The organism is Nonomuraea sp. NPDC049421 (assembly GCF_040677005.1).
Lineage (GTDB): Bacteria > Actinomycetota > Actinomycetes > Streptosporangiales > Streptosporangiaceae > Nonomuraea > Nonomuraea salmonea.
The window spans coordinates 143,712-163,912 of record NZ_JBFAQA010000019.1; the positions used below are offsets into that span (position 1 = coordinate 143,712).

The 20,201-nt window shown below is 68.0% G+C and carries 17 protein-coding genes; 9 read left to right on the forward strand and 8 right to left on the reverse strand.

The genetic code is table 11. From position 1 onward, the window contains the following. Positions 1-97 precede the first annotated feature (97 nt). The 3 genes from AB0K18_RS29605 (at position 98) to AB0K18_RS29615 (ending at position 1,951) form a co-directional block, all read left to right on the forward strand. The gene (locus tag AB0K18_RS29605) at positions 98-277 is read left to right on the forward strand and encodes a DUF6104 family protein (RefSeq protein ID WP_080045373.1); all 180 of its coding nucleotides are present in this window, start codon (positions 98-100) and stop codon (positions 275-277) included. A 121-nt stretch (positions 278-398) separates the two neighbouring features. Beyond that, on the forward strand, positions 399-1,202 hold the full coding sequence (locus AB0K18_RS29610) for a DUF4097 family beta strand repeat-containing protein (protein ID WP_364920534.1): 804 nt from the start codon (positions 399-401) through the stop codon (positions 1,200-1,202). Continuing rightward, positions 1,199-1,951, forward strand: coding sequence for a helix-turn-helix transcriptional regulator (locus tag AB0K18_RS29615; protein WP_364920537.1), 753 nt, complete (start codon positions 1,199-1,201; stop codon positions 1,949-1,951). The genes AB0K18_RS29610 and AB0K18_RS29615 overlap by 4 nt, the downstream gene beginning before the upstream one ends. 49 nt (positions 1,952-2,000) lie before the next feature. Here the strand turns inward: AB0K18_RS29615 and AB0K18_RS29620 are convergent, their stop codons facing one another. From AB0K18_RS29620 to AB0K18_RS29645, 6 genes are all read right to left on the reverse strand, one after another. Continuing rightward, positions 2,001-2,861, reverse strand: a complete 861-nt coding sequence (locus AB0K18_RS29620) for an oxygenase MpaB family protein (RefSeq protein WP_364920539.1) — start codon at positions 2,859-2,861, stop codon at positions 2,001-2,003. A 75-nt stretch (positions 2,862-2,936) separates the two neighbouring features. Continuing rightward, entirely contained in the window at positions 2,937-3,893 is a 957-nt protein-coding gene (locus AB0K18_RS29625; RefSeq protein WP_364920541.1) for a zinc-binding dehydrogenase, read from the reverse strand. A 174-nt stretch (positions 3,894-4,067) separates the two neighbouring features. Beyond that, on the reverse strand, positions 4,068-4,949 hold the full coding sequence (locus AB0K18_RS29630; protein WP_364920545.1) for a hypothetical protein: 882 nt from the start codon (positions 4,947-4,949) through the stop codon (positions 4,068-4,070). Positions 4,950-4,996: 47 nt separating this feature from the next. Beyond that, positions 4,997-5,428 carry a type II toxin-antitoxin system VapC family toxin gene (locus AB0K18_RS29635; RefSeq protein WP_364376746.1) on the reverse strand — a complete coding sequence of 144 codons (432 nt, stop codon included), beginning with the start codon at positions 5,426-5,428 and terminating at the stop codon, positions 4,997-4,999. Next, positions 5,415-5,678: a DUF6364 family protein gene (locus AB0K18_RS29640; RefSeq protein WP_364376749.1), complete on the reverse strand. Its 264-nt coding sequence runs from the start codon at positions 5,676-5,678 to the stop codon at positions 5,415-5,417. The genes AB0K18_RS29635 and AB0K18_RS29640 overlap by 14 nt, the downstream gene beginning before the upstream one ends. A gap of 95 nt (positions 5,679-5,773) precedes the next feature. After that, positions 5,774-7,213 carry an acetyl-CoA synthetase gene (locus AB0K18_RS29645; protein ID WP_364920549.1) on the reverse strand — a complete coding sequence of 480 codons (1,440 nt, stop codon included), beginning with the start codon at positions 7,211-7,213 and terminating at the stop codon, positions 5,774-5,776. 282 nt (positions 7,214-7,495) lie between these two features. Here AB0K18_RS29645 and AB0K18_RS29650 point away from each other — a divergent pair, with 282 nt between their 5' ends. From AB0K18_RS29650 to AB0K18_RS29675, 6 genes are all read left to right on the forward strand, one after another. After that, positions 7,496-8,635, forward strand: a complete 1,140-nt coding sequence (locus AB0K18_RS29650) for a trypsin-like peptidase domain-containing protein (RefSeq protein ID WP_364920552.1) — start codon at positions 7,496-7,498, stop codon at positions 8,633-8,635. A gap of 287 nt (positions 8,636-8,922) precedes the next feature. Further along, the gene (locus AB0K18_RS29655; protein WP_364920554.1) at positions 8,923-10,026 is read left to right on the forward strand and encodes a hypothetical protein; all 1,104 of its coding nucleotides are present in this window, start codon (positions 8,923-8,925) and stop codon (positions 10,024-10,026) included. A 198-nt stretch (positions 10,027-10,224) separates the two neighbouring features. Beyond that, entirely contained in the window at positions 10,225-11,385 is a 1,161-nt protein-coding gene (locus AB0K18_RS29660) for a hypothetical protein (RefSeq protein ID WP_364920557.1), read from the forward strand. A 550-nt stretch (positions 11,386-11,935) separates the two neighbouring features. Continuing rightward, positions 11,936-13,468 (forward strand): hypothetical protein, encoded by a 1,533-nt coding sequence (locus AB0K18_RS29665; RefSeq protein ID WP_364920560.1) that lies wholly within the window; start codon positions 11,936-11,938, stop codon positions 13,466-13,468. A gap of 436 nt (positions 13,469-13,904) precedes the next feature. Further along, entirely contained in the window at positions 13,905-15,458 is a 1,554-nt protein-coding gene (locus AB0K18_RS29670) for a hypothetical protein (RefSeq protein WP_364920562.1), read from the forward strand. 176 nt (positions 15,459-15,634) lie between these two features. Next, a complete protein-coding gene (locus tag AB0K18_RS29675) occupies positions 15,635-17,119 on the forward strand; it encodes a hypothetical protein (protein ID WP_364920565.1) in 1,485 nt (494 codons plus the stop codon). A 73-nt stretch (positions 17,120-17,192) separates the two neighbouring features. On the opposite strand, the gene AB0K18_RS29680 is transcribed toward AB0K18_RS29675, so the two are convergent. Continuing rightward, on the reverse strand, positions 17,193-18,551 hold the full coding sequence (locus AB0K18_RS29680) for a hypothetical protein (protein WP_364920568.1): 1,359 nt from the start codon (positions 18,549-18,551) through the stop codon (positions 17,193-17,195). A 264-nt stretch (positions 18,552-18,815) separates the two neighbouring features. Continuing rightward, the gene (locus AB0K18_RS29685; RefSeq protein ID WP_364920570.1) at positions 18,816-20,003 is read right to left on the reverse strand and encodes an NADP-dependent malic enzyme; all 1,188 of its coding nucleotides are present in this window, start codon (positions 20,001-20,003) and stop codon (positions 18,816-18,818) included. Positions 20,004-20,201 lie beyond the last annotated feature (198 nt).

Below are 20,201 nucleotides of genomic sequence, written 5' to 3' on the forward strand. Positions count from 1 at the left end.
CATGTGATCGACGGTGAGCCCCCTGCCCCTCGTGGCCGGGGGCTCACTGCTGTCAGTCAGACGGGGCGGCGTCGCCCCGGGTAGTCGAGGGAGAACCATGTACTTCACCGATCGGGGGATCGAAGAGCTGGTCGAGCGGCGTGGCGAGGAGGAGGTCAGCCTGCTCTGGCTGGGCGAGCGGCTGCGCGAGTTCGTCGATCTCAATCCCGAGTTCGAGACGCCGATCGAGCGGCTGGCCACGTGGCTGGCCCGGCTCGACGACGACGAGGACGACTGACCGCCGCCCGCCTGAAGGTGCGCGGCGGTAGTCTCGAAGCAAAACGCGATACATCTTGAGTCTTCAGCTAACGCGACATATCGTGTTTTGCGTAGGATGACGTGAGGGAAAGGGCGGGAGCATGCAGCAGTGGACGATCGACGCGCCGGACCGGCTCACCTTCGACCAGGTCGACGACCTCGACGTACGCATCGTCGCGGGCCGGCTCGACGTCCTGGCCAGTGACGGGCCACCCACCCTGGAGATCGCCGAGATCGCGTCGGCCTCGCCGCTCCTCGTCACGTACGACGAACTGGCCCGCACACTCACCGTCGCCTACCGCGACCTCACCTGGGACGGCCTGCTCGGCTGGCTGCGCCGCGACAAACGCAGAACCGTGCTGTCCATCGCCGTCCCCAGGACCTGCCGGATCAAAGCGGGCGTCGTCACGGCGCCGGCCGTGGTCGCCGGGTTCGAGCGCGTCACGGACGTCAAGAGCGTCTCCGGCGAGATCGTGCTCGACGGCGTCAGCGGCGAGGTCACGGCCAACACCGTCTCCGGTCCGGTCGAGACCCGCGCCATGGACGGCGACCTGTCGTTCGTCAGCGTCTCGGGCGACCTCACCGTGGCCGACGGCACGCCGCACCGCCTCAAGGCCAACACCGTCTCCGGCCGCATCACCGCCGACCTGTCACTGCGTCCCACCGGACACGTGACCATCAACAGCGTCTCCGGTGACATCCTGGTCAGGCTGCCCGAGAACGTGGAGGCGGACGTCACCGCCCGATCCACCTCCGGCCGGCTCGTCAGCACGTTCGAGGAACTGTCCACCAAGAGCTCCCCCGGCATGAAGTCGATGTCCGGGCGGCTCGGCGGCGGCATGGCCTCGCTGTCGGCCACCACGGTCTCCGGCGAGGTCACGCTGCTCAAGGGAGAGAAGGAATGAGCCCTGTCTTCGGTCACGGCCGGCTCCGGCTGTACCTGCTCAAGCTGCTGGACGAGAGCCCGCGCCACGGCTACGAGGTCATCCGGCTGCTTCAGGACCGCTTCCTCGGCGTCTACTCGCCCTCTCCCGGCACCATCTATCCGCGCCTGGCCAGGCTGGAGGAAGAGGGCCTGGTGACGCACGAGGTGGTCGAGGGCAAGAAGGTGTTCTCCATCACCGACAAGGGCCGCGAGGAGCTCAACGACCGGCTCGACGAGCTCGCCGACCTGGAGCAGGAGATCTCCGCCTCCGTCCGCGACATCGCGCGCGAGGTCAAGGAGGACGTCCGCGACACCGTACGCTCGCTGCGCGACGAGCTGACCCGCATGGCCAAGGACGTGCGTACCGGCGCCGCCGACGACACCAGGCGGCTGCGCCGCCAGCAGAAGGAGGACCTCAAGCGGCTGCGGGACGAGCAGAAACGCCAGTGGATGGAGCACGCCTACCACTGGCAGGACGAGGGCGAGCGGCTCAGCAGGGAGTGGCGCAGGATCTGGCAGGAGGCGTGGAGCACGCTCGGCGGCCCACCGCCCGGCGGCCCCGCCGGCCGCGCCGACCTGGACGCCGAGCTGGGCGAACTGCTCGCCGACTTCGTCGGCCAAGCCCGCCGCGACGCCTCCGAGGCCCGCCTGACCCCCGACAAGCTGGCCGAACTCCGCACGACTCTCACCGAAAGCGCGACCCGCATCCGCGAGATCCTCGACCGCTGACCCGCCCACACCCCTGGCCGGCGCGGGGGCTCTTCCGGCGAACGTGGGGTCAGGCGGAGCGGAGGTGCTGAGGGGTGGGGCTGCGGGTGCGGCGGGCGGCTCGGCGGGCCTGGTAGGCGAGCGGCATGTAGCGCAGGCGTTCCGGGAGGCGCGGGTTGAGCATCGCCACCGCGTGGCCCAGGTGGCGTAAGCGGCGTTCGTCGCGGGCCGTCCAGCGTAAGCCGAGCGTGCGCCGGACGGCCGGTGGCAGCGTGCCGACCGTCAGGAAGGACGTCAGCTCCCCCGCTCCGGCCCCGACCGGCCGCCACAACCGCCGCAGTGGAGCGGGCAGTCCGGGCGGCGCGGGGGTGCCGCGCATCGCGGCCAGCACGTCGAGGGCGGTCGGGTGGGCTTCGAGCCGCTCGGCCACCATCCTGTCGAAGTACGCACGGAACGCCGGAAGGTCGGCGGGGACCTCACGTTCGGGCACCCGCAGGATCGCCCCGAGCTGCCGCGACTCCTCGTAGAACCGCTCCAGCTGACCCGTCGGGTACGGGCTGCCGAAATAACGGTTGAGCGTGATGAACCGCTCGAACAACGTCAGGTGCACCCAGGCCCACGCCTCACCGTTCAGGGCGTGGTAGCGCCGGCCCTGCTCGTCCACACCGCCGATCGGCTCGTGCAACCGCCTGAGCCGCTGCCCCTCGGCCGGGCCCTCGGCGCCGCCGTACACCCACTTCTGCACGGAGATCAGCGTGCGCTGCAGCCGCCCCCACGGATCCTGCTTGTACGTCGAGTGCTCGCCCACCGCGGCCCCCACGGCCGGATGCATGGTCTGCAGCACCAGCGCACTGCCGGCGATGAGCAGGTTGCGGTACTCCCCGGCGGTGTCCCAGTGCATCGAACCCGGGCCGAACGGCACAACGTCCACGCTGATCACTCCTGGGTGAGACCCCTCATCCTTCTTGTATCACCCAGAAGCCGGCAAAAGTAACTTGTCACTTATCTAGCGGGTAAAGACGATCTTCCCGAAGATGTCCCCTGACGCCAGCGCGGAGAACCCCTCGTGCGCCTCCGCCAGTGGCATCATCCGGTCGACCACCGGCCGCACCCCCGTCTGCTCCAGGAACACCGCCAGCCGCCGCAGCTGCTCCCGCGTCCCCATCGTCGAGCCGACCACCGACAGCTGCAGGAAGAAGACCCGGTTGAGGTCGGCGGGCGGCACCGCGCCGCTGGTCGCCCCGCACACGACGATGCGCCCGCCCGGCTTGAGCGACTTGAGCGAGTGGTCCCACGTGGCCTGCCCGACCGTCTCCATCACCGCGTCCACCCGCTCGGGCAGCCGCGCCCCCGGCTCGAACACCTGGTCCGCGCCCAGTTCCAGGGCCGCCGCCCGCTTGCCCTCCGTCCGGCTGGTGGCCCAGATCCGGTAGCCGGCCGCCCGGCCCAGCGCGATCAGCGCCGTCGCCACGCCGCCGCCGGCCCCCTGCACGAGCACGGTCGAGCCCGGCTCCAGCCCGGCCTTCTCGAACAACATCCGGTACGCGGTCAGCCACGCCGTCGGCAGGCAGGCGGCGTGCTCGAAACTCAGCGCCGCCGGCTTGGGCACCAGGTTGCGCCGCGGCACCGCCACCCGGTCGGCGAACGTACCGTCGTGCACCTCCGACAGCAGCGAACGCTTCGGGTCGAGCGTCTCGTCGGGGCCGGAGCCGATCACGGAGTGCACGATGACCTCGTTGCCGTCCTCGTCCACGCCGGCGGCGTCGCACCCCAGCACGATCGGCAGGCGGTCCTGGCGGATGCCGACGCCCTTGAGCGTCCACAGGTCGTGGTGGTTGAGCGCGGCGGCTCGTACGGTGACGGTCGTCCACCCGTCCGGCACCTTCGGCTCTGGGTGCTCGCCCAGCGTCAGTCCGGCGAGCGGGTTGTCGGGATCGATCTGCGTGGCGGTAACGGCGAACATGGCCGCACCCTACTTCAGCCCACCCTCCCACCCCACCCCCACACCCACCTACCGAGAAGCAACCACCAGCGGGAAGAAAGGAGAAAGAAACCACCCACCACCTGAAAGGCGCTCTCCTCCCGCCGCCTCTGTCAGGTGGCGGTGACGTGGGGACCGGTTCCCGACAAGAGATGGTCAGCGGAGGGTGATGCGGAGGTCGTCGAGGACGGTGCGGCGGAACTCGGGTGGGCCGGTGACCGCCACCAGGACGTCATCGCGGCAGACCATCTCGCCGCGCCGCCCGCGGCCGTCGGTGACCGCCGGCATCTTGGCCTTGGACGCGCAGCCGGGCGTCGGGACGAGTGCCACCAGCTCGCCCATCCCGCCGCCGAACCACAGTTGCGGCCCGGCGGGATAACCCTGCACGACCGTGCCGGGCGGAGCCAGCCGGACGCCCTTGCCGGCCGACAGCACGAGGTAGCCGTCCTTGGTCACCCGGCCCTTCATCTGGCGGGCCAGCGTCATCCGCTGCTCGAACGTCAGCCCCGGCCCCCGGTCATAGACGGCCAGCCGCCACGGCCCGAACGCGAACAGCAGCACCTGCCCGTAGGACCCGCCACCGGCCTGGCGCGGCCAGAGGGTGACGTTGGAGGTGAAGTTCCTGATGGGCTGCCCGCCCCGGGTGACCTCGACCTCACCGAGGTAAGGAGCGACGAACTGCCGGAACCGCCCGTCGACCCACCCGCCCCAGAACGGCCGCGACCCCATCTCAGCGAGCCCCAGCTCAGCCGGATAACGCACCTCACCCAGGGCGCCGTCGGGGAACACGACCGGCAGCACCCGGTCGCCGCCCTTGCGGGTGGCGGGCGCGGTGAGGATGTTGGGCTCGCTCTGCACCCTGGTGAGGGACCGGATCGGCGCGGGCGTCGGCCCCTCGGCATCGGTCATGGGGGCGGGCTCGCGCCGGTTGAGCAGGTTGACGGCACAGATGACCACGAGCGCCACCACCACCGTCACTCCGACCCACCGGCGACGGCCGCGCCCCCCTGCCTCGATGACGTCGAACCGGTCAGCCACCGACGTTCCTAGCCGAGTAGTGCTGGCTTGCGCCCTTTGTCCTCAGTTCAATTGAGTGGCGACCGCCAGCGCAACCCCTCGAACCGGGCGAAGTCGGTATCGCAGGTCACGAATTCACAACCGTGCTCGATGGCGAGCGCGGCGAGATAGGCGTCGGGGATGAGCTTTCTGCGGGCGTCGGTCTGCTTGCAGAGCCTCGTGAAGATCTCCCAGTGACGCTCCCCGGGGGCGACGACGATGGCGTGGCGTTGGTTGCGGACCTGCTCGGCGAAGGCGAGGATCTGCCGCATGGTCGGTGGGGGGTCGCAGTGGATCGCCGTGATGCTGAGCACCCGGATGAACCCGTTGATCACGAAGTCGGAGACCGCGTAGGCGGACTCGCCGTTGACCTGTTCCTCGAGCAGCTTGTGGCAGACGACGTGGTGCGGCGCTTCCGTGCGGAAGGCGTTGACGAGGATGTTGACGTCACTGAGCAGCATCGTCGTGCACCTGCCCATACTTCTCGATGTCGTCTTGCTCCATCAGGAAGTGGATGTACTCGGGGGTCAGCTCGATCCCCGGCTTCAGCTTCGCGTTGCTGGTGACGAGCTCCACGCGGGGCCGTTCGGCCGCCTCCGTGGAGCGGTTGAGCAGTTGGCGCAAGGCGTCCTCCATCACTGAGGTGAGGCTTCGTCCGTTTCTGGCCGCGTAGGCCTTCGCCTCGTTGAGGAGCGCTTCGTCGATGCGCACTGTTGTCCTCCGCATGGCTCCAGCGTGAGCCAGTGACATAAAAATGTCAAGAACAGATAGTAGTCGCATCGTCACAACTTTGCGCTCACTTCACGTCACCACGAAGCCACATTGACCTTGCCGTCCGTGACCACCCGCACCTCCTTCCCGACCAGCTCCCGCGACTCGGCCTCGGCCAGCAGCTCCTCCTCCACGACCACCGCATAAGCCCGCCCGGAGCCCGGCACCTCCACCACGACGAACCCCTTCTCGAAGCCCCCGTCCCGCCCGTGCGCCACCGTGTACCCGGCCACCGTCCCGGTCCCCGAGCAGGCGGAAACCAGGGGCACCTCCTTGCCGACGTGGACGGGCGCGGGGTCACCCGCCCGCCCGCCGGGCTCGCTCGACCACACCGCGCAGCTGTGCTTGGTCAGGTGCATCCCGACCCCGGTCACCAGCCCGTGCCCCGACTGGGCACGCAGCAGCCCGGCCATGGTGGCCGTCGAGTGCAGCACGTAGTCGCTGGCGGGTCCGCCCGCGTACGGCAGCCCGCCCGTGACGGTGAGCCCCCGCCGATCAAAGGGGTCGAGCCCGAACGCGTCACACGCCTGCCGGAGCGCGACCGCGAAGCAGCTGTAGACGTCGAGCGCGTCCATGTCGCCGAGCCCGAGCCCGGCGCGGTCGAAGGCGGCGCGGGCGGCGGCGCCGGCGGCGGGCGACGAGCCCAGCGAGGGCCGCGCGGCCACCTCCCAGGTGTCCTCCGCGTACGCCCACCCCCGCAGGTACACCCGCTGCTCGGCGGGCACCCCCAGCCGGTCGGCGAGCGCGGTGCCGGCGAGCACGACGGCCGCCGCCTGGTCGACCTCCAGCACGGCCACCGTGGAGCGCGTGTACGGCCAGCCGACGTACCGCCGGTCGGCGGCGAGCTCGCCGGCGGTGCGCACGGTCCGCCGCCACGCATAGGGGTTGGCGGCGGCCACCTCGGTCATCGGCGCCATCATCAGGGCCCGCTCGCGCATCTCCTCCTCGATCGTCACCCCGAGGAGCGCCCGCCGGGCGGTCTCCATGATCGGGTAGGTGTGCACGGGCAGGAACAGCCCGTGCGCCAGCGCCGACGGGTGCGGCGGGCGCTCCCACCCGTACGGCGGCTTGGGGTCGGCCGGATGGCTCCACGGCACGTGCTCCCCCGCCTTCCGGTACGCCCGCCGCGTCGCCAGCGCCTCGGCCCCGGCCACGAGCGCGCTGTCGAACTCGCCCGCCGCGATCCCGGCCGCCGCAGCCCCGATGAGCAGCTGCGGCGCGGTGCCACCGACGGCCGAGTACGCGCGATGGCGTGGCGCGGCCCCGAGCCGCTCCGCGAGCCGGCCGACGGGCGAGTCGTACTGCCAGGAGTCGGTCCAGACGACCTGGAGCGAGCCGAGCCGCGAAAGAGGCAGCCGCGCGTCGCCGGCGGCCTCGCGCGCCACCGACTCCCACAGCTCGAGCGGTTCCGGGCCGGGCTGTTCGCGAATCGTGCGCTGCGCGATGCCGATGAGACAGGGGGTGCGTGGATCCATGAACCCAGCTAACCAGAACATCGCTCTGTTGATAAGCGCGGCACGTCGAGTGGCGCGTGATAATAGCCGTTACCACTGTTGCCAAAGGCATTGATCACGGCTTCGACCAGCGAAAATACCGATCGGCAATATGCATTCTGATAACGGAACGGGACCGTCCCATGCCTTTTCTCATCGCTTTCTGGCGGCCCAGTCAGGCCATTCATTAACGTTTCGAGCGTTTTCCTGGCCCATCGGGGCGCCGTACCCCGCTCTGGGCCGCCGAAAGCTGAGAGGAGCTCCATGTCTTCCCGAGCAAGGCGCATCGCGATCCCCCTGGCCGGCCTGATGGCCGTCGGGCTGACGGCGGGAACGGTGAGCAGCGCCACGGCGAGCACCGCCACGACCACCACTGCCCGCTCCGACGTCATCTCCAGGAACGCGGCGACCCCCGCCGAGCAGGCCGTCCAGTTCTGGACCCCCGACCGCGTCAAGCGAGCCACCGACTACGACGACGGCCTCGACCTGTCCACCCGCGGCGTCAAGGGCAGCAACGACACCCCTGACGGCCCGGCCGGCTCCGTCCCGCCGATCGGCGCGGAGAAGGGCGCAACGTCCAAGAAGAGCAAGCAGGTCAACCTGCCCAACACCGTCGGCCGGGTGTTCTTCACCCTGCCGAAGACCGACCCCCGCAACCCGAAGAACTGGCGTTACTGCTCGGCCAGCTCCGTGCAGGGCAAGTACCGCAACCTCGTGGCGACCTCGGCCCACTGCGTGTACGACACGAAGAAGAACACCTTCTACGACAACTGGGTCTTCATCCCGTCGTACTGGGACGGCGACACCGCCTGGACCGGCAAGGCCCCCTACGGCATCTACGCCGCCAAGACCTTCAACGCGCACGACGACTTCGTGGTGAAGGAGGACTACGACTACGACTACGCGTTCGTCAACGTCTACAACGGCATCAAGGTCAACTGGGAGAAGTCCGGCAACCGCTGGCGGTGGACGGTCAAGAACGTCGGCAGGCTCGGCGACAACGTCGGTGGTCAGGGCTTCACCTGGAACAGGAGCACCAAGCTGAACGTGTTCTCGTTCGGCTACCCCGCGGGCGAGCACCCCGACGGCGACAAGCCGTTCACCGGGCGCACCATGAAGTGGTGCTACGGCAAGACCAAGGCGATGCCGGAGGCCAAGAAGTACAACCTCCAGGAGCACATCGGCGTCAAGTGCTCGTTCACGGCCGGCGCGAGCGGCGGCCCGCTCCTCTACAACTACAAGAGCGCATCACGCACGGGCTACCTCGTCGGCGTCAACAGCGTCGCGTGGGACACCGACGGCAACGACCGCTACGACCACATCTCCTCGCCGTACTTCAACGGCGACACCTACAAGGTCTACAAGGCCGCGGCCAACCGCTGGACCGGCAACATGCCGCGGTGATCGAACGGCACCCCGGGCCCCGGTTCCCCTGGTTCCGGGGCCTGCGGCCATGCCCAAATGCGATCGCGCCGAGCACCCGCGCCCCGGCCGGGCCACGCACAATTCCAGGTACGCTGAACCGGCCTCCGACCTGCGGTAACACGGCAAGTTAATGATCATTTACACGTATGCCTGACGGAGTCCTTATACCTCACGGCACACTCTTGATCAGGTAACGAATCTCTATCCGAGCTGCAATACAGTCAACACTTCTGGAAAAATCCACCCTTACGACCCGAGAAAGGCATTTGATGATCCCCCGAGCCAGGCACCTCGCGGCCGCTGCCCTCAGCAGCGCGCTGCTGATGCTGCCTGCGCTGACCCTGCCCACACTCACGGGGATCGCCCATGCCGCCCCGGCGAGCAAGGTCTACGCCGCGCCGCTGGCCAAGACCGCGGCCGACGTCCAGCGGGTCGCCGAATACTGGAAGCCCGACCGCCTGAAGAAGGCCGACAGCTTCAACCCGGCGACGCCGGGCACCTCGGAGAACGCCGCCGCGACCACCACCGCCTCCGCCGCCCCCGTGGCGGCGGTCAGGCGCTCGATCGCCGCGCAGAGCGTCAACGCCGTGCCGCCGCGCAAGGGCGGGGCCGCCAGCACCATGGGCAAGGTCTTCTTCCGGTTCGGCGACAAGGAGTACTGGTGCTCGGCCAGCTCGGTCGCGGCAAGGAATCGCAGCGTCGTCGCCACGGCGGGACACTGCGCGTACGACTCCCGCCAGGCCAAGCCCGCCGACTACTGGATCTTCGTCCCCAACCCCGGCCCCAACGGCGAGACGCCGTACGGCATCTACGTGGGCTCGTCGATCAGCCTGCACGAGGACTGGTCGGGCCGGGCCGACTACGACTACGACTACGCGTTCGTCACCGTGCACCGGGGCTTCACCTGGACAGCCAAGGACGGCGGCTACGTCATGCAGGACGTCGGCCGGCTCCAGGACAACGTGGGCGGGCTCGGCATCGCGCTGAACAAGAAGCCGGGCACATACACCTCGGCCGCCTTCGGCTACCCGGCGGGCGTGCAGCCCGACGGCTCGACCCCGTTCAACGGCAAGAAGCTGATGAAGTGCAGGGAGCGCACGACGCGCTTCACCGTCGCGCCCAGCCGCGACCTGCAGAAGGGCGTGGAGCTGGCGCCGTGCGACTTCAGCCCGGGCGCCAGCGGCGGCCCGTGGGTGATCGGCTACGACGACACGCGCCGGCTCGGCAGCCTCAACGGCGTCAACAGCCTGACCTGGAACAGGGACGCCAAGGGCGGCTATGACGCGGTGTCGTCCCCTTACTTCGACACCACCACCGGGGAGGTCTACCGGCACGCGGCCGGGCTGACCACCCCGGCAAATGTGACGTAGATCATAGAAACCGATCGGCACCCTCAGACGTCCAGCAGCTTCTCTGTCACGAGACGATCACGGCGCGCTTGGAGAGCATGGGGATGATCTACAGCAAATTCCCAGGAAGAGGATCAAAGCTGTAGGTTCCGGGCTGTCCATTTGCTGAGTTCAGGAGGGCCACGAGGCGCCTCCTCGCCAGCGCAACCTGGAGTTACGTTGAAGCGAATCCTCCTGCCCGCCGGCGGCGCCGTCCTGGCCACCGGTCTGCTCGCCACCGGCCTGACCGGGACATCGCAGGCCGCCGCGCGTGTCGCCCACGACCCGATGGCCCGCAACTCCTCGGCCGCGGTCTCCATCGCCTCCTTCTGGCTCGCCTCCAACGGTGCCGCGCTCCGGTCGGCGACCCAGTACACGTGGGACTCGAAGGAAGTCAGGAAGGTCGTCTCCAAGGGCGGCTACACCCCTGACGGCCGGCCCGGCACGACCGCCCCCACCGGCGGCACGAAGGCGGCCGGCGGCCAGAACGTGAACCTGCCCAAGACCGTCGGCAAGGTCTTCTTCGTCGACGCGCACGGCAAGTTCCGCTGGTGCTCGGCCACTTCGATCCAGTCGAACTACCGCAACCTGGTCGCCACGGCCGGCCACTGCGTGTACGACACCGACAGCAACAAGGACACGCTCGACAGGTGGGTCTTCGTCCCCGGTTACTACCAGGGCAAGGCTCCTTGGGGCATCTACGTGGGCAAGCAGGCCTTCACCCACTACGACTTCGACGTCTACGAGGACTACGACCGCGACTACGCGTTCGTCACCGTCTACAACGGCATCACCCTCCAGCGCGTCAAGCCGGTGAACAAGCGCGACTACCAGCGCTTCACCGGCCCCAAGCGCTCCTGGGGCGGCCGCTACCACCTCCTGGTGGTCAAGGACGCGGGCCGGCTCGGTGACAACGTCGGCGGCCAGGGCTTCGCGTGGAACCAGCCCACGGGCAAGCCGGTCCGCACGTTCGGCTACCCGGCCGCGCCGCACCCCGACGGCGACCGGCCGTACAGCGGCGTGACGCCGAAGCACTGCTACGGCAAGACCACCGGCAAGAAGCTCGGCGCCTCCTGGCTGAAGATCGAGGAGCACGTCGGCCTCAAGTGCGCGGTGACCCCGGGCTACGACGGCGGCCCGTGGCTGCTGAACTACAGCAACGGCAAGCGCACCGGTTACGTCAACGGCGTCACCAGCACCTTCGCCGACCAGGACGGCAACGACCGCATCGACTACATCACCTCGCCGTACTTCGACGGCGAGACGGCCTCGGTCTACAACGCGGCCAAGAACGTGTGGTCGGGCAAGATCGTCGGCCCGAACGGCGAGCTGTACAAGTAAGCCCTACCAGGGGAAGCGAGGGCCTCGGTCTCCGAGGCCCTCGTCTTGTTTTCACGGGCCCAGAAAGGCCCCTCGCGCCCTCAGCAGACCTCCGGCCGGCCAACGGCACGGAGGTCTTCGCATGTCCGGAGCCTGTCGGGAGCCTGCCCGGAACGCGTCCAGAACCCCCGCGCGGACGGGCTTCCTGAGAGGTCAATAGGGCAAAGCTGAAGATCACCTGGGAGCGCGGGTGAGCTTAGACGGGCTGAGGCTCCAATTCGGTTCCTGTGATCTGCGTCACGATCACCCGATGACACAGAGTATCGGGACACTAACGAAACTTCCGTACCAAGAGCATTACCCCCCGCGTACCCTGCAATAACGTGATCTCCCCGTCACGCCGCGCGAAGATCTCTGACTGATAACGGAAAGGTCACGGCGGTAAGGGTGACTACCGGATCTTCCGAAGCGGGTTTCACCTGCGGAGATCACCACGCTATGTTCCTTGCTATCCCTTTACTGACGCATGGGACGCAAGTTGCGACCCACGACAGAGCAAGGAGCAGTTCCCTTGAAGCGCATCCTCATCCCCGCCGGTGGCGTCATTGCCGCCACCGGTCTGCTGGCCGCCGGCCTCGCCGGTACGGCCTCCGCCGCGTCTGACGTCGCCAAGGACAACCTGGCGACCTCTGCGGCCAACGCGAACGCGATCGCCTCTTTCTGGGCCGAGAACAACGGTGCCGCCCTCAAGGCCGCCACCGAGTCCAACGTCTGGGAGAAGAGCGACGTCGCCAGGCTGCAGAGCAAGGGCGGCTCCACCACGGACACCAAGCCGGGCTCCACCGCGCCGATCGGCGAGGAGAAGAAGACCGCCGCCAAGGTGCAGAACGTCAACATGCCGAAGACCATCGGCAAGGTGTTCTTCGTCAACGGCAAGGGCGAGAAGAAGTGGTGCTCCGCCACCTCGATCCAGTCGCAGTACCGCAACCTGGTCGCCACGGCCGGGCACTGCGTCTACGACACCGGCGCCAACGCTGACGTGATGGACAAGTGGGTCTTCGTCCCCGGTTACTACCAGGGCAAGGCTCCTTGGGGCATCTACGTGGGTAAGCAGGCCTTCACCCACTACGACTTCGACGTCTACGAGGACTACGACCGCGATTACGCGTTCGTCACCGTTTACAACGGTGTCAAGGTCGACGGTTCCGAGTCCAGCAAGAACGTCTCCAAGGCCGAGTGGGACAAGTACACGGGCCTGAAGGACTCCAAGGACGTCGAGATCAGCAAGGAAGAGTACCTGAAGGGTTCGGTTGACCCCACGTCGACCGAGTCCTACTGGGTCAAGCGTGGCTCCGCCCCCGAGGCGACGGGCCCCGACTTCCCGGGTGCCACCGTCGGCAAGGTCGAGGTCTCCGAGGGTCGTTACAACCGCGCCGGTGTCGGCAAGGGCAACGGCCGCAAGTTCGGTGAGCCCGTCACCGAGAACGTGACCGCCAACGACGCCGCCGCCTACAAGGCCAAGCAGCGTCGGAACTCCTTCAAGTACCCGGCCAAGGTCGAGCGTGACCGCCGCGGCAACTGGACCATCACGCACTTCTTCGTGCAGCAGTGGTACAAGCCGGGCTCGGACACGAAGTTCTACAAGACCGTCTTCTACATCATCGACCACAAGTCCCTGGACGCGGGTCGGCTCGGTGACAACGTCGGCGGTCAGGGCTTCGCGTGGAACCAGCCCACGGGCAAGGCCATCCGCGTGTTCGGCTACCCGGCCGCTGCTCACCCCGACGGCAACAAGAACTACACCGGCATTACTCCGAAGTGGTGCTACGGCAAGACCACCAAGAAGCTGGTCGGTTCGGCTGCCAAGAAGATCGAGGAGCACGTCGCCCTCAAGTGCGCCATGACCGAGGGCGCCGACGGTGGTCCGTGGCTGTACAACTACAGCAACGCCAAGCGTCTCGGCTACGTGAACGGTGTCACCAGCACCTTCAACGACCAGGACAGCAACGGCCGCGTGGACTACATCTCGTCGCCGTACTTCGACGGCGAGACCAACACCGTCTACAAGGCCGCTGCGGCCTCGTGGTCCGGCAAGGTTGTCTGACGTAACGGCCAGCGACCGGTCCTGAACCGTTCGTAGACCTGTTACACGCGAAGGGCCCGGCATCTGCCGGGCCCTTCTGCGTTCCACCCCCGAAGGTGAAGCCCTTTGGACGCACGGGAGCCCGATACGGTGCCATCAACCCAATGTGATGTGCGTCACATAGCCCGCCTCGGCCGGACCGACGGAACGCCTCGCTCCCCGGACGCCCCACTCACAGCTTCTTTATGTTGATCAGGGCAAATGGGAGAGAGATCGCCTTCTTCCGAGCTTCTGCGCCAACGCCTCTTAAACATCACAGATCGATCACGCCCGACGAGTCGCCTCTTTTCCTTCCAAAGCGGCTACCGGACCTCAAGATCGACACTGTATGTTCCTGCCATCCCTTTACTGACGCATGGGACGCAAGAGGCGTTCCACGACAGCGCAAGGAGTTACCGTGAAGCGCATCCTCCTCCCGGCCGGTGGCGCCGTTCTGGCCACTGGTCTCCTGGCTGCCGGCCTGGCCGGCACCGCTCAGGCCGACAACACCGTGGCCAACGCCGACCTGGCGAAGACCGCGGCCCAGGCCCAGGAAGTCGTCGAGTTCTGGACCAAGTCGAACAACGCGGCGCTCAAGGGCGCCACGGCCTTCAGCCCCGACGCGCTCGAGGTCAAGAAGACCGTGACCGGTGGCGGGTATACCTCTGACACCAAGCCGGGCGCCACGGCGCCGATCGGCGAGGAGAAGAAGTCCGCCGCCAAGGTGCAGAACGTCAACCTCCCGAAGACCATCGGCAAGGTGTTCTTCGAGGGCCACGACGGCAAGCTGTACTGGTGCTCCGGCACCTCGATCCAGTCGCAGTACCGCAACCTGGTCGCCACGGCCGGGCACTGCGTCTACGACGTGGTTTCGAACAAGGAAGTCGTCTCCCGCTGGGTGTTCGTCCCCGGTTACTACCAGGGCAAGGCTCCGTGGGGTCTGTACGTGGGTAAGCAGGCCTTCACCCACTACGACTTCGAGGTGTACGAGGACTTCGACCGCGACTACGCCTTCGTCACCGTCTACGACGCCCTCGCCGGTTCCGCCAAGGAGCCCAAGAAGGTTACGTGGGACGAGTTCAAGAAGTACCGCGGCGAGAAGTTCGTCAAGGAGGTCCCGGTTAGCCGGGAAGAGGCTCGCAAGCGCCTCGACCCGCACAACAAGGACGTCTACGTCTTCAAGGGTGGCACCCCCGACGAGGCCGTCGGCCCCAACTACCCGGGCGCCGAGGTGACCAAGCACGAGGTCACCGCCGCCGAGTACTTCCGCGCCCGCTCGGGTCAGGGTCAGGGCCGCAAGTACGGTGAGCCCGAGGTCGAGCAGGTCACCTACAACCAGGCCCTCGAGTACCTCAAGGGTCAGGGTTGGGACCCGCGGCACAACAAGCCGGCCAAGCCGAACGCGGAGTTCCCCGGCACCGTCAAGCTGGACCGCGCGGGCAACAGCACCATCACGCACTACTTCACCCAGCTGTGGGTGAAGAAGGGCGAGGACAAGGGCTGGGTCCGTAAGGACTTCTACACCGTCGTCAGCGGCCTCAAGAGCGGCGGCCGTCTGGGCGACAACGTCGGTGGCCAGGGCTTCGCGTGGAACCAGCCGTCCGGTAAGTACGTCCGGACGTTCGGTTACCCGCAGGGCGCGCACCCCGACGGCAACAAGCCCTACACCGGTGTCACGCCGAAGTGGTGCTACGGCAAGACCTCGCACAAGGCCCTGCAGATCCCGTCCCGCAAGGTCGAGGAGCAGCAGTCCTTCAAGTGCGCCGTGACCGCCGGCTACGACGGTGGCCCGTGGCTGTACAAGTACAGCAACGCCAAGCGTCTCGGCTACGTCAACGGTGTCACCAGCCTCATCGCCGACACCGACAAGAACAACCGCTACGACACGATCACCACGCCTTACTTCGACGGTGAGACCAACGTCGTCTACAAGGCCGCTGCGGCCTCGTGGTCCGGCAAGCTCGTCCCGTAGTAAGACACGGCTTCGTGGACAGCGACTTGTTCCTGTTCAGCAGCTAGGAACCGAAGGGCTCGGCAGCCAGCCGGGCCCTTCGGCCTTTTTCGGCCCAATTTGGGAATATCCCTTACCAGAGTGACTGGTGGGTCGATAGGGTCTTTACACCCTTTTTGACAACAGTGGAGCCTCCGTTGAAGCGCCTGCTCATCCCCCTTGTAAGCGCCGGCCTCAGCGCCGCAGTACTCGCCGCACCCGCCTCCGCCCAGCCGAGCTGGGCTTCCGAGAACCTCACCCCGAAGCCAGCCGACGCGTACGGAGACGCCTTCTTCTGGCTGGACGCCAACGGAGCCGCACTCCGTAAGGCGACGCAGTACACCCTGGACACCAAGGACGTCCCGAAGCTCGTCTCCGCGCAGAGCAAGACCGTGCCGGACGGCAAGCCGGGCATGACCGGCCCGACGACCACCAGCAAGGCCACCACCAGCAAGAACGTCAACCTGCCCAAGACGATCGGCAAGGTCTTCTTCCTTGACGAGCAGGGCCGGTACCGCTGGTGCTCCGCCACCTCCATCCAGTCGAGGAACCGCAACCTCGTCGCCACCGCCGGTCACTGCGTGTTCGAGCACGGCAAGGATGACGTGTTCGACAAGTGGGTCTTCGTCCCCGGCTACTACCAGGGCAAGGCCCCCTGGGGCGTGTACGTCGGCGCGTACGCCTTCACCGCCTACGACCTTGACACCTACGACGACTACGACGGCGACTTCGCCTTCGTCGCGGTCCACAACGGCTTCTCCCTGGCTCCCGAGCGGGCGGTCTCCCGCAAGGAGTTCGACGAGTGGCTCGGCGACAAGTGGATGAAGCCGCGCGAGATCACCGCGCAGGAGTTCGTCAAGTGCAAGCTCAACCTGGGCGAGTGCTGGTCGCAGGGTCACGGGACGCCGTCGCTGGTCGGTCCTGACCACCCGGACGCCGCGCTCGAGCGGGTCGAGGTCAGCAAGGCGACCTACGACCGTGCCGGCGTGGGCAAGGGCCAGGGCTTCAAGTTCGGCGAGCCGATCGTGGAGCAGGTCACGGCCAACCAGTACCAGGCGTACAAGGGCCTCGGCACCAAGGGCAAGGACAAGCTCGGCAACTACACCATCACCCACTACTACACGCAGAAGTGGGTCAAGCCCGACAGCGGCCGTAAGTACTACCAGGCGCAGTGGATGGTCGGCATCGCCAAGGACCTCGGCGCGCTCGGCGACGTGGTCGGCGGCCAGGGCGTGGCCTGGAACCAGCCGCTGGGCCAGAGCGTGACGGCCTTCGGCTACCCGAGCGCCCCGCACCCCGACGGCAACAAGCCGTACTCCGGTGTGACGCCGAAGTGGTGCTCCGGCAAGACCTACACCAAGTCCGTGCAGGTCAACACGTTCAAGGTCGAGACGCACCAGATGCTGAAGTGCTCGATGACCGGCGGCGCCGACGGCGGCCCCTGGCTCATCAAGTACAACAACAGCAAGCGCACCGGCTACGTCAACGGCGTGACCAGCGTCTTCGCCGACAACGACGGCAACAACCGGATCGACCACATCAGCTCGGCCATCTTCGACGGCGAGGTCGCCGACGTCTACAACAAGGCCAGCTTCAAGGACACCGGGGCCATCGTGACCCCCAAGGGCGAGCTGCTGACGTAAGCACCCGCCGCCGACGGCCCGCACCCCGCCGTCTCGCCGGGGTGCGGGTCGTTCGCGCGTTCGTACGGCAGGTTCATACGGCGGTGAGCTCGCGGCTGCGCTCCCGCAGCACCATCACCGGCCGCTCGTTCTTGTACGGTTCGAGCCGCCGCCGCAGGTCGGCCGCGTACGACCGGGACCGCGCCGACTGCAGCTCACCCGCCAGCGCCAGCGCGCTGCCGGCGGCCGAGCACGCCTCCTCCAGCTCGCCGCACTGGAGCAGCCCCGCCGCCAGCAGCGACAGGTTGAACATCCGCCCCCGTACGTAACGGCCGTCCATGTCGAGGGACCGCCGCGCCTGGCGGACGGCCCGCTCGCCCTCACCGAGGTCACGGAAGCAGTGGGCGAACTTGGCGGACAGATAGGCCTCGTCGAAGTAGCCGAGCCAGGTGGGCTCGTCGGCGGGCCTGCGGGCCTCGAAGGCGCGCTCCGCCTCGTTGAGCGAGGCGCCGCAGGACCGGGAGTCGCCCAGCCCGGCGTGCGCGTGCCCCTCGAGGACGTGGGCGGAGGCGAGGAGTGTCTGCACGCCGGCCTTGCGCGCCGCCAGCTGGGAGGCCCTGGCGAGGTCGAGCGCGTGTGCCGGCTGGCCCATGTAGATGGCCTGGTGAGCCATCCCGGCCAGGATCTCGCCGCCCAGAGTCTGGTCGTCGGCGCCCCTGGCCAGGCGCAGGGCCTGGATGAGGTAGCGCTGGGCGAGACCGTGCTGCTCCATGTCGTAGGCCATCCAGCCGGCCAGCCTGGTCAGCTCCGCGGCTGCGGAGGCCAGCTTGCGGCCGGTGGCCTCGTCGTAGGCGCCGTCCTTGAGCAACGGGGAGACGGCGGTGTCGAGGTATTTGATCACGGACGAGCGGACCCTGCCGCTGCCGAACCGGTTGTCGAGCTCACTGAACGAACGGGTGACCTCGTGGATCGCGGCGATGTCGGCGCGGCCTATCCGCCGCGCCCCCATGCCGCTCATGCGTCCCTCCTGCGGGGACGTCAGCCAGCGTACGGCTCCAACGGAGCCGGCTCCTATCGCGAACGTCGAGTCGATCAGGAACCTCCGTCTCTCTACATCGGCCCGCCACAGTGCCGTCACGGTCGCGACCCCCTCCTGCCACGTGTGCGTGAACTCCTGCCCGAGATCGAGGGGTGTGATGGTGGCCGGCATGCCGAGGTCCTCAGAGGTGACCGGCCTGCCCAGCCGCAGCGCGAAGATCTCGCTGAGCAGGCTGGGAACCGGGTCGCGCGGCCGTTGACCGCCGATCCAGCGCAGCACGGAGCTGTGGTCGTACTTGAGGCCCGGGGTGCCACGGGCTGCTCCGAGATCGTTGAGGCGCCTGGCCAGTCCCTTGTGGGAGAAGCCCGCCTCTGCGATGAGCTGCTGCAGCAGTCGGTTCGGCTCGCGTTCCATCGCTCTCCTCGTCACAGGAGTCGGCGCCCACATCCTTACAGAGAGCTACTGTTATAGCACCTTGGGTAAAGGATTTATGACGGTTCCCAAAGGTCACCCCAACTCCAACCCACCCCACCGCCGGTGTCGCGCCAGGTCGTACCGGCGGCCCGCTCCTGGACGGCGACTTCACCTACCCGGGAAACGGTCGGGTAATCAGCGCGTCGAGGAGCGCAAAAGGGGCGGGCGCGGGCCGAAAGGCCCGCACCCGCCCCTAAGCGGAGGTCAGAGGCGTGCGACGCCGTCGGCCCTGGCCTGCGCGGCCACCGCGGCGATGACGGCCGGCGCCACCCGCTCGTCGAAGGGACTCGGGATGACGTACGTCGCCGACAGGTCGTCGCCCACGACGCCGGCCAGCGCGTCGGCGGCGGCCACCTTCATGTTCTCGGTGATCGACCCGGCCCGCACGTCGAGCGCGCCCCGGAAGACGCCGGGGAAGGCGAGCACGTTGTTGATCTGGTTGGGGAAGTCGGAGCGGCCGGTGGCGACCACCGTGGCGTGCCTGGCGGCCACGTCGGGGTGCACCTCGGGCGTCGGGTTGGACAGCGCGAAGACGATGGACCCCGGCGCCATGGACGCGATGGCCGCCTCGGAGACCGTCGAGCCCGACAGCCCCACGAACACGTCGGCGCCCGCCAGCGCCTCCTCCGTCGAGCCGGTGTGCCCCGCCTTGTTGGTGTCGCGGGCGAGCGCCTGCTTGACCGGGTTGAGCCCGTCGCGGCCGTCGTAGATGAGGCCCTTGGAGTCGGAGACCGCGATGTCGCCGATGCCCGCCTCCAGCAGGATGCGGGTGACGGCGACGCCGGACGCGCCGGCTCCGGCCACGACGGCGCGCAGGTCGCCGAGCGTGCGGCCGGTCAGGCGGGCGGCGTTCTTCAGCGCGGCCAGCACGACGATGGCGGTGCCGTGCTGGTCGTCGTGGAAGACGGGGATGTCGAGCGCGTCGCGCAGCCGCTGCTCGACCTCGAAGCAGCGGGGGGCGCTGATGTCCTCGAGGTTGATGCCGCCGAACGAGGGCGCGAGCCTGGTGACGGTCTCGACCAGCGCGTCGACGTCGGTGCAGTCGAGGCAGAGCGGAACGGCGTCGACGTTCGCGAACTCCTTGAACAGCAGCGCCTTGCCCTCCATGACCGGCATGGCGGCCGACGGGCCGATGTCGCCGAGCCCGAGCACGGCGGTGCCGTCGGAGATCACCGCGACCACGCGGGAGACCCATGTGTAGTCGGCGGCGAGCGCGGGATCGTCGGCGATGCCGGAGCAGACCCTGGCGACGCCCGGCGTGTAGGCGAGTGACAGGTCGTCCGCGTCGCGGACGGGCACGGTGGAGCGGATCTCGATCTTGCCGCCGCGATGCAGGGCGAAGGCAGGATCGGCGTCGAGTGCGGTGGAATCAGAAGCGGGCGTGGCAGCCACAGCGACCCCTGTAGTGATTGGTAGCGGAGAAACCTTCGGCGTACGAGCGCGAGCGGGCTGGCTTCGGTAGCTGCCAGAGTCCCCTCGCCGATCGTCTCGTTGAGGGGGTTCGGGGGTCACCCGTGTCCCCATAGTGCCACATCGTGAGACGGTGATCGATGTCGTTCCCGCTGAGTCGTTCCTGCGGAGTCGCCGCGC